At 59.3% G+C, this 14351-nt stretch carries 12 protein-coding genes; 8 read left to right on the forward strand and 4 right to left on the reverse strand.

Translation table 11 applies throughout. The features are described 5' to 3' along the window. Nucleotides 1–174: 174 nt before the first annotated feature. Nucleotides 175–2103: a transglycosylase SLT domain-containing protein gene (locus QRN20_RS25625; RefSeq protein WP_029241464.1), complete on the reverse strand. Its 1929-nt coding sequence runs from the start codon at nucleotides 2101–2103 to the stop codon at nucleotides 175–177. 203 nt (nucleotides 2104–2306) lie between these two features. Here QRN20_RS25625 and QRN20_RS25630 point away from each other — a divergent pair, with 203 nt between their 5' ends. Next, nucleotides 2307–4217 (forward strand): ATP-binding cassette domain-containing protein, encoded by a 1911-nt coding sequence (locus QRN20_RS25630; protein WP_025993432.1) that lies wholly within the window; start codon nucleotides 2307–2309, stop codon nucleotides 4215–4217. Nucleotides 4218–4279: 62 nt separating this feature from the next. On the opposite strand, the gene QRN20_RS25635 is transcribed toward QRN20_RS25630, so the two are convergent. Beyond that, a complete protein-coding gene (locus QRN20_RS25635; protein ID WP_004883809.1) occupies nucleotides 4280–4720 on the reverse strand; it encodes a universal stress protein in 441 nt (146 codons plus the stop codon). Nucleotides 4721–4845: 125 nt separating this feature from the next. Between QRN20_RS25635 and QRN20_RS25640 the strand changes: the two genes are divergently transcribed. The 7 genes from QRN20_RS25640 to QRN20_RS25670 all read left to right on the forward strand — a co-directional run bounded on the left by QRN20_RS25640 (nucleotide 4846) and on the right by QRN20_RS25670 (nucleotide 13221). After that, nucleotides 4846–5283: a hypothetical protein gene (locus QRN20_RS25640; protein ID WP_043304438.1), complete on the forward strand. Its 438-nt coding sequence runs from the start codon at nucleotides 4846–4848 to the stop codon at nucleotides 5281–5283. Between the two features lie 593 nt (nucleotides 5284–5876). Then, a complete protein-coding gene (gene fadB, locus QRN20_RS25645) occupies nucleotides 5877–8024 on the forward strand; it encodes a fatty acid oxidation complex subunit alpha FadB (RefSeq protein WP_285361512.1) in 2148 nt (715 codons plus the stop codon). A 22-nt stretch (nucleotides 8025–8046) separates the two neighbouring features. Further along, on the forward strand, nucleotides 8047–9222 hold the full coding sequence (gene fadA, locus QRN20_RS25650; RefSeq protein ID WP_004883806.1) for an acetyl-CoA C-acyltransferase FadA: 1176 nt from the start codon (nucleotides 8047–8049) through the stop codon (nucleotides 9220–9222). A 122-nt stretch (nucleotides 9223–9344) separates the two neighbouring features. Beyond that, entirely contained in the window at nucleotides 9345–9581 is a 237-nt protein-coding gene (locus tag QRN20_RS25655) for a DUF1653 domain-containing protein (RefSeq protein ID WP_004883805.1), read from the forward strand. Between the two features lie 113 nt (nucleotides 9582–9694). Continuing rightward, nucleotides 9695–12307 (forward strand): type I DNA topoisomerase, encoded by a 2613-nt coding sequence (topA, locus tag QRN20_RS25660; protein WP_029241462.1) that lies wholly within the window; start codon nucleotides 9695–9697, stop codon nucleotides 12305–12307. Nucleotides 12308–12401: 94 nt separating this feature from the next. Next, nucleotides 12402–12923 (forward strand): DUF6586 family protein, encoded by a 522-nt coding sequence (locus tag QRN20_RS25665; RefSeq protein ID WP_004883803.1) that lies wholly within the window; start codon nucleotides 12402–12404, stop codon nucleotides 12921–12923. A 64-nt stretch (nucleotides 12924–12987) separates the two neighbouring features. Then, nucleotides 12988–13221, forward strand: coding sequence for a hypothetical protein (locus QRN20_RS25670; protein ID WP_025993436.1), 234 nt, complete (start codon nucleotides 12988–12990; stop codon nucleotides 13219–13221). 28 nt (nucleotides 13222–13249) lie between these two features. Here QRN20_RS25670 and sulA read toward each other — a convergent pair whose 3' ends face one another. Together sulA and lexA are read right to left on the reverse strand one after the other, a co-directional pair. Further along, nucleotides 13250–13720 (reverse strand): SOS-induced cell division inhibitor SulA, encoded by a 471-nt coding sequence (gene sulA / locus QRN20_RS25675; RefSeq protein WP_004883802.1) that lies wholly within the window; start codon nucleotides 13718–13720, stop codon nucleotides 13250–13252. A gap of 9 nt (nucleotides 13721–13729) precedes the next feature. After that, nucleotides 13730–14338: a transcriptional repressor LexA gene (lexA, locus tag QRN20_RS25680; RefSeq protein ID WP_004883801.1), complete on the reverse strand. Its 609-nt coding sequence runs from the start codon at nucleotides 14336–14338 to the stop codon at nucleotides 13730–13732. Nucleotides 14339–14351 lie beyond the last annotated feature (13 nt).

The following is a 14351-nucleotide window of genomic DNA, read 5'->3' on the forward strand; positions in this document are numbered from 1 at the left end:
CTCTCAAAGTAAGTCGCCGAGGGGCGAAAAGGTGACTTGAGCCATGCGCTCGGCTAACTGAGTCCACAGTCTGTGCCATTTGTGACGCGGAGCGTCACGGGACGCATGCCCACGCGAAGCGATGAGCACGATCAGTGTCGAGGCCGGCATCTGTACTGCGATGTCTGCCCCACCTCACAAATCATCAAAGAACCGTTCATGCCAGTCCACCAGCGGCTGCGGCGAATTGAGTTTCTGGCCGTAGATCACCGAGTACGACAGCACGTTCTGCACGTACTGACGGGTCTCATCGAACGGGATGCTTTCCACCCAGACATCGAAGGCCAGGTGATTGGCGCCCTTGAGCCACTGGCGCACGCGTCCGGGACCGGCGTTGTAGGCCGCAGAGGCGAGCACACGGTTGCCGTTGAACTGGCTGTGCACCGAACTCAGGTAGGCAGCGCCGAGCTGGATGTTGGTGTCCGGATCGAGCACCTGCTGGGGTGAGGCCAGCGGGATGCTGTACTTGCGAGCGGTTTCCTTGGCAGTAGCGGGCATCAACTGCATCAGACCGCTGGCACCGACGCCTGAACGCGCGTCATCCATGAAGGCGCTTTCCTGACGGGTAATTGCAAACACCCAGCTGGAATGCAGGCCGCGGATCTTGGCTTCGCGAACCAGCGTGTCGCGGTGCGCCATCGGGAAGCGGATGTCCAGATCGTCCCAGTACTGCGCCTGGCTGATGGTGCGAATCGCCGGAAAATACCACTTCAGGTCGTAGGCCAGCTTGGCCTGGGCAACCATTTCATCGCGACTGAAATGGCGACTGACGTGGTACCACTCGCGACGACCATCGACGATTTCGCCACGGTCATGAAACTCCAGCGCGCGACGGACGCCCGGCGTGTTGCGGACCTTGTTGATCAGCGCCTGGCTGAGCACCAGCGGTTTATTGTTGAGCTGGTAAGGGCTCTGGGTGCGATCGGCGGCCAGGAAGCCGTAGAAGTCACGTTCCTTGGCCACGTCCTTGTACAGCGCGGGAATCAGCGGGCTGTTGGGCTGGGCCAGTTCGAGCGCACGGGCTTCCCAGTAACGCCAGCGGTTGGTGCTGGCCAGATCCTTGGGCAGACGGCGTGCGAGTTCATAGGCGTCTTCCCAGCGGCCCAGACGCAGCAGCAGGCGCATACGCCATTCGGTCACTGTATTATCGCGCAGGTCCGGGTCATATTTGGTCATGACCTCAAGGGCACGATCATCGTAGCGGCGCGCAAGGGTCAGACCGATTTCCTTGGCGATTTCCACCTGCTCTTCACGTGAGAAGTGCATGGTGATGGCGTAGCTGTCCAGCATCGCCAGGGCTTTCTGCGGGTCCTGACGTGCCAGTCGACGCAGACCCAGGCCCACGACGTCAGACATGGCTTCATCCACCGGCACGAACTGCCCGGGGTTGTTGATCATCTCAGGCTTCTGGGCGACCGCAACCAGCAGTTTACCCTGCGGAGCGAGCGAGTTGAGGCTGTTGACCAGCGTGTTGGCCAGCGTGTAGTTGCGCGCCTGCGCCGCCAGCTTGGCGCGCTGCCAGCGTTTCTGCTCGGTCAACTGACCTGCCGCAGCCCATTGTGCGAAGAACGCGTCACAGGCAGCCGGCAGGGTCTTGCCGGTCATCCACAACTTCTCGGCACTGGCATAGCCTTCGGCGCGCTTGTTGTTGTTCAACTGGTACTGGCCATAAAGGCAGTCCAGCTCGACGAAATTCATCTTCGGGTCGTAATACTTGACGAACGGCTGCCAGTCGCCTCGCTCGGCCAGCCAGCGCAGCCAGCGCAACTTCATCCAGTTGGCCTGTGGCAGATCACCGTGCTCGGCGAGAAATTTCTCGATCTCGGCGTTGCTGGCAGTCTTCAAACGTGCAGTCAGCTCGTCGTATTCCAGATACGGTTCGAGCGGATAGTCGGCGAGGACGGTGCTGTACATCTGGTAGGGACCCAGGTCGCCCTTGGCCAGAGCCCGCTTGGCCTCGTCGTAATATTTGCGTTGTTGGGTAAGGTCTGCCGCGTGAGCAGTCTGGACGGCAGTGGCGGAGAGGAGCAGGCACGATAGAAAGCTGAACAAACGACTGCGCATGAGACTTCCGAGCAGATGAGTCGTGAAAAGTGTCGCTAGCTTAGCCTTTTGCCAGCTCATCGTGAAAGCACTGCCGACGAGCTTGACTCATGAAGAAATAATTCGCGGGTATAAGGAACGCATATGTCGACCGCTCGCATGACGAATCCCGACATCCACCGGCTATCTCAGGTAGAATGCGCGCCCGGTTTTTGGAGAAGCTCATGACCCTGCTCAAATTCAGCGATGTGTCCCTTGCTTTCGGCGCCATGCCGTTATTGGACAAGGTGTCCTGGCAGATCGCCCGTGGTGAGCGGGTGTGCATCATTGGCCGTAACGGCACTGGCAAATCCAGCATGTTAAAGCTGGTCAAGGGGGTTCAGAAGCCCGACGAAGGCGCTGTCTGGCGTGCACCCGGTCTCAAGATCGGCGAGTTGCCCCAGGAATTGCCGGTAGCCGACGGACGGACAGTGTTCGACGTGGTAGCCGAAGGTCTGGACGGCGTTGGCGCCTTGCTCGCCGAATACCATCATCTGGCCCAGAACTGCGTGACCGAGGAAGACCTCAACAAGCTCATGCATGTGCAGCAGGACCTTGAGGCCCGTGATGGCTGGCGTCTGCAGCAACTGGTCGAAAGCACCCTCAGCCGTCTGCAGTTGCCCGCCGACAAGACGCTCGCCGAGCTGTCCGGCGGCTGGCGCCGTCGTGTCCTGCTGGCTCAGGCGCTGGTGTCCGAACCCGATCTGCTGCTGCTCGACGAGCCGACCAACCACCTGGACATCGGCGCAATCGCCTGGCTTGAAGAAGCCCTCAAGGATTTCCAGGGCGCCGTACTGTTCATCACGCACGACCGGGCATTCCTGCAGAATCTGGCGACCCGTATCCTGGAACTGGATCGCGGCGGCCTGATCGACTGGAACGGCGATTACGCCAGCTTCCTCGTCCACAAGGAAGCGGCGCTGGCGGCCGAAGAAACCGCCAACGCGCTGTTTGACAAGCGTCTGGCCCAGGAAGAAGTCTGGATTCGTCAGGGCATCAAGGCCCGTCGTACCCGTAACGAAGGCCGTGTACGCGCGCTGAAAGAGTTGCGTGTCGAACGCAGTGAGCGTCGCGAGCGCACCGGCAAGGCCAATATTCAGCTCGACACCGCCGAGAAATCCGGCAAGCAGGTCATGGTGCTGGACAACGTCAGCTTCGCCCACCCGGGTGGCCCGATGCTGATCAAGGACTTTTCCATGGTCCTGCAGCGCGAAGACCGTATCGGCCTGCTGGGTGCCAACGGTACCGGCAAGACCACGCTGCTCAAGCTGATGCTCGACAACCTGCAGCCGACCGGCGGCAAGGTTGAGGTTGGTACACGTCTGGACGTTGCCTACTTCGACCAGTTGCGCCACCAGCTCGATCTGGAAAAGACCGTGATCGACAACGTCGCCGAGGGTCGTGATTTCATCGATATCGACGGCCAGAGCCGTCATGTACTGAGCTATCTGGGCGACTTCCTGTTCAGCCCTCAGCGCGCCCGTACGCCGGTGAAAGCGCTGTCGGGCGGCGAGCGTGCCCGTCTGTTGCTGGCCAAGCTGTTCAGCAAGCCGGCCAACCTGCTGGTCCTCGACGAACCGACCAACGATCTGGACGTGGAAACCCTGGAACTGCTCGAAGAAGTGCTGTTGACCTTCAAGGGCACGGTACTGATGGTCAGCCACGACCGGGCATTCCTCGACAACGTCGTGACCAGCACGCTGGTGTTCGAAGGTGAAGGGAAGGTTCGCGAATACGTGGGTGGTTATCAGGACTGGCTGCGTCAGGGTGGCTCTCCGCGCCTGCTGGGCGTGGCGGACACCAAGTCGGGCAAGGCCGAGCTGGCCAGTGCCGTTGTCCAGGCTGCCCCGGTAGCCGCTCAGGAAATGCCGGTCGCGAAGAAGAAACTCAGCTACAAGCACCAGCGTGAGCTGGAAGCCTTGCCGGGTCAGATCGACGAAGTTGAGGGCAGGATGGCTGCGTTGACAGCTGAGATGGCTGCGCCGGGCTTCTACCAGCAGCCAGCCGAGCAGACCACTGCGGCATTGGCGCAGATGGAAAGCCTGCAAGGCGAGCTGGATGCCTTGCTGGAGCGCTGGGCCGAGCTGGACGAGTGATCCTCTGACGTTGAAAGCAGAAAGCCCGGATCATGTCCGGGCTTTTCGCTTTCATGCCGGGGTTATTCGGACTTCTTGAGACGTACCGCCAGCACATCGCACGGTGCGCCGTGCAGCACGTCGTTGGCGGTGGAGCCGAGCAGTAGCGCGAGGCCGTGGCGGCCATGGCTGCCGATGACGATCAGGTCGCAGTCCTGCTTGCTGGCGAGTTGGTGAATTTCCTGGCGCGGCTGTCCATATACCAGATGGCTTTCGCCGGCTCTCAGGTCAGGATGAGTGATCTTCAGCTTTTCCAGTTTTTCCTTGGCCTGATCGAACTGTTGTTGTTGCAGCTGAGACAGGTCCATCGGAACGTCGCCCCCGAAGGCCATCGCCATCGGTTCGACGATGTGCACCGTGGACAGCTTCGCATTGCTCTCTTTTGCCAGCTCCAGTGCACGCTTGAGCACCGCACTGCATTCGTCGGTGAGGTCAATGGCAACCAGAATATGTTGATACGACATGAGGGTGTCCTCCGAGAGGGTTGCGATAGGGTGAGTATGGCTCTTTCGTTCGCATCTGGGCAGACCCCGTGCAAGCCACTGTTTTCAAATTGTTGTTTAGCCTGAATCGGGCGGGGGCAAGAAATATGACGGTCTGGATAGTCCTGTCAATCATTTGTGTGATGTTGAGCCCACTTGTGTGGTTGCGTCCGTCGCGTCATCAGAGCGGCAGAATGGCCTTGCGCATGGAAGCGCGGCGTATCGGCATGGCCATGCAGCTTGCGCCCCAGGAGTGGCCTCACTGGCTTCCCAGGCAGCCGCCCAGTCCGTGCGCGCAGTACCATCGGCCGCGCAGAAGCTCGAAGCCCGATGTCTGGACCTTTTGGCAGACGGAGCCGGGAATCTGGGTCAACCGCTGGCGCGAGCCCTGCGAGGACGTCGCATTGCTGACGCACTTCAGCACGCTGCCGGATGATGTCTTCAAGGTCGAGGCGGATTCGCAAATGATTGCGGTGTACTGGGCCGAGCGGGGAGAGGCAGATGTGTTGCAGCGTATTAATGCCGTGCTCAAGGCGCTGGCCTGAATACCCGCCGGATCGCAGGCAATAAAAAGCCCGATAACAACATCGGGCCGGGGTTGGCCAGGCAGGCCGATAATTCCTGGTATGCCGGCACCCAGTATCTGAATGCCGGTTATCACCGCTGCGCACCCGTGATCGCAAACATCGCGGGCCTCTTGTGGCGCAGTGCGCTGACTCTAGACCTTCTGCTCTCTTTTGTCGCGTTTTTCTCGAGTAATCTTGCAAATGAGCCTCAACGGTGCAATGTCTGCCGACTTTGAGCTGGTCTTTGCATTATCACTTTGTTGAATGGTGGCAAATCAAACATCTGTTTGCCGGTCGGGAATCGCTTGTACCTTTTCCAATCCGCCGTTTTTATGGGTGTTTTGGCGAATTGACAATTATCCGGTTTTGCCTGATGGTGTGCATACCCAAATCAAACGGGCGTATGAAATGAGCGTTTGGTCGTCAGACGGCTCTGACAGAATCCTGGCTACCTCGTCGTCGCAGCGGATGTACGTGTGATTTGGCGTGTTCATCGACGGCGACGTCGTAGTCCCGCTGAACGTTAAGGTTCGGCGGGTATTGTTCAGCTTCCATATTGTGGAGATCAGTTGATGATTTACGAAGGTAAAGCCATCACGGTTAAGGCTCTTGAAAGTGGCATCGTCGAATTGAATTTCGATCTCAAGGGTGAGTCCGTCAACAAGTTCAACCGTCTCACCCTCAACGAACTGCGTCAGGCAGTGGATGCTGTCAAGGCTGACGCGTCGGTCAAAGGTGTGATCGTCACCAGCGGCAAAGATGCATTCATCGTCGGCGCTGACATCACCGAGTTTGTCGACAACTTCAAGTTGCCCGAAGCCGAACTGGTCGCCGGCAACCTGGAAGCCAACCGGATCTTCAGTGATTTCGAAGACCTTGGCGTGCCGACAGTCGTCGCCATCAACGGCATCGCGCTGGGCGGTGGTCTGGAAATGTGCCTGGCGGCCGATTACCGCGTCATGTCGAGCACTGCGAAGATCGGCCTGCCGGAAGTCAAGCTGGGTCTGTACCCGGGCTTCGGCGGCACGGTTCGTCTGCCACGCATCATCGGTGCCGACAACGCCATCGAATGGATTGCGTCCGGCAAGGAAAACGCTGCCGAAGACGCCCTCAAGGTCGGCGCTGTGGATGCCGTCGTTGCACCTGAAAAATTACAGGCTGCGGCGCTGGATCTGATCAAGCGCGCCATCTCCGGCGAGTTCGATTTCAAGGCCAAGCGTCAGCCCAAGCTGGACAAGCTCAAACTCAACGCCATCGAGCAGATGATGGCGTTTGAAACCGCCAAGGGTTTTGTCGCAGGTCAGGCCGGCCCCAACTATCCGGCACCGGTCGAAGCGATCAAGACCATCCAGAAAGCCGCGAACTTCGGTCGTGACAAGGCGCTGGAGATCGAAGCTGCGGGTTTCGTGAAAATGGCCAAGACCTCTGCTGCGCAGAGTCTGATCGGCCTGTTCCTGAACGATCAGGAACTGAAAAAGAAAGCCAAGGGTTACGACGAAATCGCAAAAGACGTGAAGCAGGCGGCTGTACTGGGCGCTGGCATCATGGGTGGCGGCATCGCGTACCAGTCGGCGGTCAAGGGCACGCCGATCCTGATGAAGGACATTCGCGAAGAGGCCATTCAACTGGGTCTGAACGAAGCGTCGAAACTGCTGGGTAACCGCGTCGACAAGGGCCGTCTGACGGCTGCGAAGATGGCCGAAGCGCTCAATGCGATTCGTCCTACGCTGTCCTACGGTGACTTCGGCAACGTCGATCTGGTTGTTGAAGCCGTGGTCGAGAACCCGAAGGTCAAACAGGCCGTTCTGGCTGAAGTCGAAGCGCAGGTGGGTGAAAACACCATTCTGGCGTCGAACACCTCGACCATCTCGATCAGCCTGCTGGCGAAGGCGCTCAAGCGCCCGGAAAACTTCGTGGGCATGCACTTCTTCAATCCGGTGCACATGATGCCGCTGGTTGAAGTGATCCGTGGTGAGAAGTCCAGCGAAGAAGCGGTGGCCACCACCGTCGCTTACGCCAAGAAGATGGGCAAGAACCCGATCGTGGTCAACGACTGCCCGGGCTTCTTGGTCAACCGTGTGCTGTTCCCGTATTTCGGCGGTTTCGCCAAACTCGTCAGCGCTGGCGTCGACTTCGTGCGCATCGACAAGGTTATGGAAAAATTCGGCTGGCCGATGGGCCCGGCGTACCTGATGGACGTAGTCGGCATCGACACCGGCTACCACGGTCGTGACGTCATGGCCGAAGGCTTCCCGGACCGCATGAAGGACGACCGTCGTTCTGCCGTCGACGTGCTGTACGAAGCCAATCGCCTGGGTCAGAAGAACGGCAAGGGCTTCTACGCCTACGAGATGGACAAGAAAGGCAAGCCGAAGAAGGTCAACGACCCGGCTGTGCTGGACGTGCTCAAGCCGATCGTTTTCGAGCAGCGTGAAGTCACCGATGAAGACATCATCAACTGGATGATGATCCCGCTGTGCATGGAAACCGTGCGCTGCCTGGAAGACGGTATCGTTGAAACCGCCGCCGAAGCCGACATGGGACTGATCTACGGTATTGGTTTCCCTCCATTCCGTGGCGGTGCGCTGCGTTACATCGACTCGATCGGCGTTGCCGAATTCGTTGCCCTCGCTGACCAATATGCCGAGCTGGGTGCCTTGTATCAACCGACCGCGAAGCTGCGTGAGATGGCCCGCAACGGCCAGAGCTTCTTCGGTTAAGCGCCTTCTGAGGAATGAACGTATGAGCTTGAATCCAAGAGACGTCGTGATTGTCGACTTCGGTCGCACCCCGATGGGCCGCTCCAAGGGCGGCATGCACCGTAATACCCGTGCGGAAGACATGTCTGCGCACCTGATCAGCAAGCTGCTGGAGCGCAACGACAAGATCGACCCGGCGGAAGTCGAGGACGTGATCTGGGGCTGCGTCAACCAGACCCTGGAGCAGGGCTGGAACATTGCGCGCATGGCGTCGCTGCTGACCCAGATCCCGCACACCTCTGCCGCCCAGACCGTGAGCCGTCTGTGCGGTTCGTCCATGAGCGCGCTGCACACCGCTGCGCAGGCGATCATGACCGGCAACGGCGATGTATTCGTCATCGGCGGCGTGGAGCACATGGGCCACGTCAGCATGATGCACGGCGTCGATCCCAACCCGCACATGTCGCTGTATGCCGCCAAGGCGTCGGGCATGATGGGTCTGACTGCAGAAATGCTCGGCAAGATGCACGGCATTACCCGCGAGCAACAGGATGCCTTTGGCCTGCGCTCCCACCAGCTCGCCCACAAGGCGACGCTGGAGGGCAAGTTCAAGGACGAGATCATCCCGATGCAGGGTTATGACGAGAACGGCTTCCTCAAGGTTTTCGACTACGATGAAACCATTCGTCCGGACACCACCCTGGAAAGTCTGGCGGCGCTCAAGCCGGCATTCAATCCGAAAGGTGGCACCGTGACGGCGGGTACGTCTTCGCAGATCACCGATGGTGCGTCATGCATGATCGTGATGTCGGCGCAGCGTGCCAAGGACCTCGGCATCCAGCCAATGGCGGTGATCCGCTCGATGGCCGTTGCCGGTGTGGACCCTGCAATCATGGGCTATGGCCCGGTACCTGCGACCCAGAAAGCACTCAAGCGTGCAGGCCTGGGCATCGCCGATATCGACTTCTTCGAGCTCAACGAAGCGTTCGCTGCACAGGCTCTGCCCGTGCTGAAAGATTTGAAAGTGCTCGACAAGATGAACGAGAAGGTTAACCTGCATGGCGGCGCCATCGCTCTGGGCCATCCATTTGGATGTTCCGGTGCGCGCATCTCCGGCACCTTGCTCAATGTCATGAAGCAGAATGGCGGCAACCTCGGGGTTTCCACCATGTGCATCGGACTGGGACAGGGTATCGCGACCGTTTTCGAACGCGTCTGATCTGCCTGACGTGATGCAAGCCGGGGCTTGATGCTCCGGCTTTTGTATTTTTGAAAAAGCGGTTTTGACCCCAATGTTAAGGCTGTGTTTCTGTTTTGAACCCGTTTCACGAGGGCTGCACCATGCAACTGCAACCAGGGCTCTACCGCCACTATAAAGGTCCGGAATACCGGGTGTTCAGTGTGGCGAAGCATTCTGAAACCGAAGAAGACGTCGTGTTCTATCAGGCGCTCTACGGTGATTTCGGCATGTGGGTTCGTCCGTTGGATATGTTCCTGGAGTCCGTCGAGGTTGACGGCGAGCAAGTCCCGCGCTTTGCTTTGGTCCAGGCCGAACCGAGCCTGTTTTCGGGTTCGTGACGCGCAAATTCACAACAGGCTGTGCTTGACCTCACCTTGTAGCCACTATATACAGCGTGGCCTTTACAAGCTCGTCATTGTCTTTCATCTAGTATTCAGGAATTTTCTGATCCATGGGCAAATCGCTGGTCATCGTGGAATCCCCGGCTAAGGCCAAGACCATCAACAAGTATTTGGGCAACCAGTACGTGGTGAAGTCGAGTATCGGCCATATCCGAGACCTGCCCACCAGCGGTTCGGCCAGTGCTGCCAAAGAGCCTGCCGCCAAGCGTGGCAAGGCCGCCGCAGGCGAGGGCCCGGTACTGACGCCGAAAGAAAAGGCGCAGCGCCAACTGGTCTCACGCATGGGCGTCGATCCGGAGCATGGCTGGAAAGCCAAGTACGAAATCCTTCCCGGCAAGGAGAAGGTGATCGAAGAGCTGCGCAAGCTCGCCAAGGATGCCGACACCATCTATCTCGCGACGGACTTGGACCGCGAGGGGGAAGCCATTGCCTGGCACCTGCGCGAAGCCATTGGCGGCGACGATAGCCGCTACAAGCGTGTGGTGTTCAACGAGATCACCAAGAAAGCCATTCAGGAAGCCTTCTCCAAACCGGGCGAGCTGGACATTGCGCGGGTCAACGCCCAGCAGGCGCGTCGCTTCCTGGACCGCGTGGTCGGTTACATGGTTTCGCCGCTGCTGTGGCAGAAAGTCGCCCGCGGCCTTTCCGCAGGCCGTGTTCAGTCGGTGGCCGTGAAGCTGGTGGTGGAGCGCGAGCGCGAAATCCGTGCGTTCAATCCCGAAGAATACTGGGAGATACACGCCGACCTGGGCACTGCCAAGGGCGCCAACGTGCGTTTCGAGGTCGCCCGTGAAAACGGCGAAGCCTTCAAGCCGTTGAACGAAGCGCAGGCCATGGCCGCGCTGGAAAAGCTCAAGGCTTCCAGCTACAGCATCGTCAAGCGTGAAGACAAGCCGACCAGCAGCAAGCCTTCCGCGCCGTTCATCACGTCGACCCTGCAGCAGGCAGCGAGCAATCGTCTGGGCTACGGCGTGAAGAAGACCATGATGATGGCCCAGCGCTTGTACGAAGCTGGCTACATCACTTACATGCGTACCGACTCGACCAACCTGTCGGCCGACGCGGTGAGCATGGCGCGTGACTACATCGAAACCGAGTTCGGCAAGAAGTACCTGCCGGAATCGCCCAACGTCTACAGCAGCAAGGAAGGCGCACAGGAGGCTCACGAAGCGATTCGTCCTTCCGACGTCAACATGCACCCGTCCAAGCTGTCGGGCATGGAGCGCGACGCCGAGCGCCTGTATGAGCTGATCTGGCGCCAGTTCGTGGCCTGCCAGATGCCGCCTGCGCAATACCTGTCGACCACCGTCAGTGTTGCCGCCAGCGATTTCGAGCTGCGTGCCAAGGGTCGTATCCTCAAGTTCGACGGTTATACCCGCGTCTTGCCACAAATGGCCAAGCCTGGCGACGACGATGTATTGCCGGACATGGCGCAGGGTGAAACCCTGAAGCTGAACAAGCTCGATCCGACCCAGCACTTCACCAAGCCGCCAGCGCGTTACTCCGAAGCGAGCCTGGTGAAGGAAATGGAAAAGCGCGGTATCGGCCGTCCATCGACGTACGCAGCGATCATTTCGACCATTCAGGACCGCGGCTACGTGGCGCTTCACAATCGCCGCTTCTATTCGGAAAAGATGGGTGACATCGTCACCGGTCGCCTGTCCGAGAGCTTTGCCAACCTGATGGACTACGGCTTCACCGCCGGCATGGAAGAAAACCTCGACGACGTGGCCCAGGGGCAACGCGACTGGAAGAACGTGCTGGACGAGTTCTACGGCGATTTCCGCAAGAAGCTGGAAGTGGCCGAAGCGCCGGACAGCGGCATGCGCGCCAACCAGCCTGTCATGACCGACATTCCGTGCAAGGTCTGTGGTCGTCCGATGCAGATTCGTACCGCCTCCACCGGTGTGTTCCTCGGTTGCTCGGGCTACAGCCTGCCACCCAAGGAGCGCTGCAAGGCTACCGTCAACCTGACGCCTGGTGACGAGATCGCCGAGGACGACGAGGGCGAGTCCGAATCCAGGGTTCTGCGCGGCAAGCATCGCTGTCCGATCTGCAGCACGGCCATGGATGCCTATCTGCTGGACGAGAATCACAAGCTGCACATCTGTGGTAACAACCCGGATTGCACCGGCTACGAGATCGAGAAGGGCACCTATCGGATCAAGGGCTACGAAGGCCCGAGTCTGGAGTGCGACAAGTGCGGCAGCGAGATGCAGCTCAAGACCGGCCGTTTCGGCAAGTTCTTCGGCTGCACCAACCCTGAGTGCAAGAACACCCGCAAGCTGCTCAAGAGTGGCGACGCGGCACCGCCCAAGATGGATCCGGTCAAGATGCCGGAACTCAAGTGCGACAAGGTTGATGACACTTACATCCTGCGTGATGGCGCTTCCGGATTGTTCCTGGCGGCCAGTCAGTTCCCGAAAAACCGCGAGACCCGCGCACCGCTGGTGATCGAGATCGCGCCGCACAAGGACGAGATCGATCCGAAGTATCACTTCCTCTGCGAAGCGCCGAAGAAGGATCCGGACGGCCGTCCGTCGGTGATCCGTTACAGCCGCAAGACCAAGGAGCAGTACGTGCAGACCGAGGTTGAAGGCAAGCCTACCGGTTGGCGCGCGTTCTACGACGGCAGCGCCTGGAAGGTCGAAGACAAGCGTTGATCCTTGACGTCCGGCAATCACGTGCCGGACGTTCTTCCAAGGCAATGCGGTCGGGCTATGCTGGTCTTATTCGATTGTGATGGAGAGTGTTGCCATGGCTCATGAACTCTACACCCGTACCAACCAGAAGATTTATTTCGCCGGGCTGGCGCTCGAGGCGCTGGGCAAGGCCGAGAACGGTCAGGTGATCAACGCACAGGCGTTGCAGCAGGCTGAGCGCGAATCGGTGCTGTTTCATCTGTACGGTGCCTTGTTGGGGCTGTGCCACGAGATTGCAGGCTATTACCGCCTGCCGCAGGCCAGCGCGCCGCGTGCCGAGCAATTGCTGACTCAGGAAGTGCTGGACGCTATTGCGATCCCGGAGATGGCTGAATTGGTTGAGCTGGCTCAGCACCGCGAGACCTGGCTGGCCAGACTGCTGGCGGCTTACAACGCGCTATTTCAGCCGCCGCGTGCCCCCGTCAAACCCAAGGGTGACGTAACCCAGCCGATGATTGTGGCAGTGAATCTGGATGCCGAACCCGAGCCGGAATTGACCCGCGAAGAACTGGAAAGCTGGCGCCAACAGCTGAAAAGCCTGGCGGTGCGTTTCCGTGAAGGTTTGAGCGAGTGCTGAAAAGCAATGATGGAAGGGCTGACAGGCTGTTACAATGCCAGCCTATTGCGGAGTAACTGTACTGATGCCTACCTCTTTTCTTGAAATTGTCGAACTGCCTGACGGTCGCATTGAACTGCGTCGCGCTGATGACGAGGGCTCGTTGGTCACGCTGGATTTCTCTGCCGATGCCAAGGCGTTCATGCAGGGTCAGCACGTCGAGGTTGCCAAGGCCATGCTGAGCGTTGGCGTGCAAATGGCCGGTCGCCTGGCCGAAGGCGAAGTCGAAAAGGATGACGGGCCCCACGTTCTGCACTGATCGGCTCGGCTGATCAGTGACCGGGCCCTCAGCCCAGTCTGATATTCAGGCTTTGCGCTTCACCAATCCTCGCTGCACCGATCAACTGCTGGCGCGACGACGTGCTGAGTGGGTTGATCCAGCTCACCACGGTATGGCTGCGTCCCAGCCGTAGCGCCTCCCGCGTCAATTCCAGTGCACTCTGAGTGCCGCGTGGCTGAAGCAGAAGAATCCTTTCCCGATTCAGACCAGCATCGCGTAGCCATGCCTGGGTCAGATTCGACGGCGGCGCAATAAGGGTCAGCCAGCGTGCATCGTCATCCTGACTGAGCTCGCGAAGGATGGGGGCGAGCAGGTTCATGCAGTTCCCTGCAGCACCGCGCAAGGACAGTTCGCTGAAAGGCTCAGGCTCATTGCTCCAGGGCGTTTCGACGATATCCGTGATCATCGGGGCGATGGGCTGGGCCATGAACGCCTCGAACAGCGGTAATTGCGAATGCGGTGCTTGATGGAACTGCATAACGTCTCCTTAGCGGCGAATGACGCCGACGCTCAAACCTTCGATCACCAGATCCTGATCCTTGAGATCGACCTCGATAGGCGCGAACTCCGGGTTTTCAGCCAGCAGCCAGACTTTGCTGCCTTCACGCTTGAAACGTTTGACGGTCACTTCATCGCCGATCCGGGCAACAACGATCTGGCCGTTGCGGGCTTCACGCGTTGTGTGCACCGCCAGCAGATCGCCGTCGAGGATGCCGATGTCCTTCATGCTCATGCCGTGCACGCGCAACAGATAGTCGGCGCTTGGATGAAAGAAGGTCGGGTTGATGTTGCAGGATTCTTCGATGTGCTGCTGCGCCAGAATCGGAGCACCGGCAGCAACACGGCCAATAATCGGCAGGCTGCTTTCGTCGGGTTTGGCTTCGAAACCGGGAATGCGGATACCGCGTGATGCGCCCGGGGTCATTTCGATTGCGCCCTTGCGGGCAAGCGCCTTGAGATGTTCTTCAGCGGCGTTCGGCGACTTGAAGCCCAGCTCCTGAGCGATTTCCGCACGTGTCGGTGGAAAGCCGTTGTCTTCGAGGCAGCGTTTGATGAAGCCCAGGATCTCGGCCTGGCGTGGCGTCAGTTTAATCATGTCGAGCGCTCTG

Source organism: Pseudomonas sp. fls2-241-TYG-175 (genome assembly GCF_030209155.1).
GTDB classification, from domain to species: domain Bacteria; phylum Pseudomonadota; class Gammaproteobacteria; order Pseudomonadales; family Pseudomonadaceae; genus Aquipseudomonas; species Aquipseudomonas viridiflava.

Bases quoted from the DNA above. Each gene is read 5' to 3' on its own strand.
- QRN20_RS25625 (WP_029241464.1), bottom strand. From the start codon at position 2,103: ATGCGCAGTCGTTTGTTCAGCTTTCTATCGTGCCTGCTCCTCTCCGCC.
- QRN20_RS25630 (WP_025993432.1), top strand. From the start codon at position 2,307: ATGACCCTGCTCAAATTCAGCGATGTGTCCCTTGCTTTCGGCGCCATG.
- QRN20_RS25635 (WP_004883809.1), bottom strand. From the start codon at position 4,720: ATGTCGTATCAACATATTCTGGTTGCCATTGACCTCACCGACGAATGC.
- QRN20_RS25640 (WP_043304438.1), top strand. From the start codon at position 4,846: ATGACGGTCTGGATAGTCCTGTCAATCATTTGTGTGATGTTGAGCCCA.
- fadB (WP_285361512.1), top strand. From the start codon at position 5,877: ATGATTTACGAAGGTAAAGCCATCACGGTTAAGGCTCTTGAAAGTGGC.
- fadA (WP_004883806.1), top strand. From the start codon at position 8,047: ATGAGCTTGAATCCAAGAGACGTCGTGATTGTCGACTTCGGTCGCACC.
- QRN20_RS25655 (WP_004883805.1), top strand. From the start codon at position 9,345: ATGCAACTGCAACCAGGGCTCTACCGCCACTATAAAGGTCCGGAATAC.
- topA (WP_029241462.1), top strand. From the start codon at position 9,695: ATGGGCAAATCGCTGGTCATCGTGGAATCCCCGGCTAAGGCCAAGACC.
- QRN20_RS25665 (WP_004883803.1), top strand. From the start codon at position 12,402: ATGGCTCATGAACTCTACACCCGTACCAACCAGAAGATTTATTTCGCC.
- QRN20_RS25670 (WP_025993436.1), top strand. From the start codon at position 12,988: ATGCCTACCTCTTTTCTTGAAATTGTCGAACTGCCTGACGGTCGCATT.
- sulA (WP_004883802.1), bottom strand. From the start codon at position 13,720: ATGCAGTTCCATCAAGCACCGCATTCGCAATTACCGCTGTTCGAGGCG.
- lexA (WP_004883801.1), bottom strand. From the start codon at position 14,338: ATGATTAAACTGACGCCACGCCAGGCCGAGATCCTGGGCTTCATCAAA.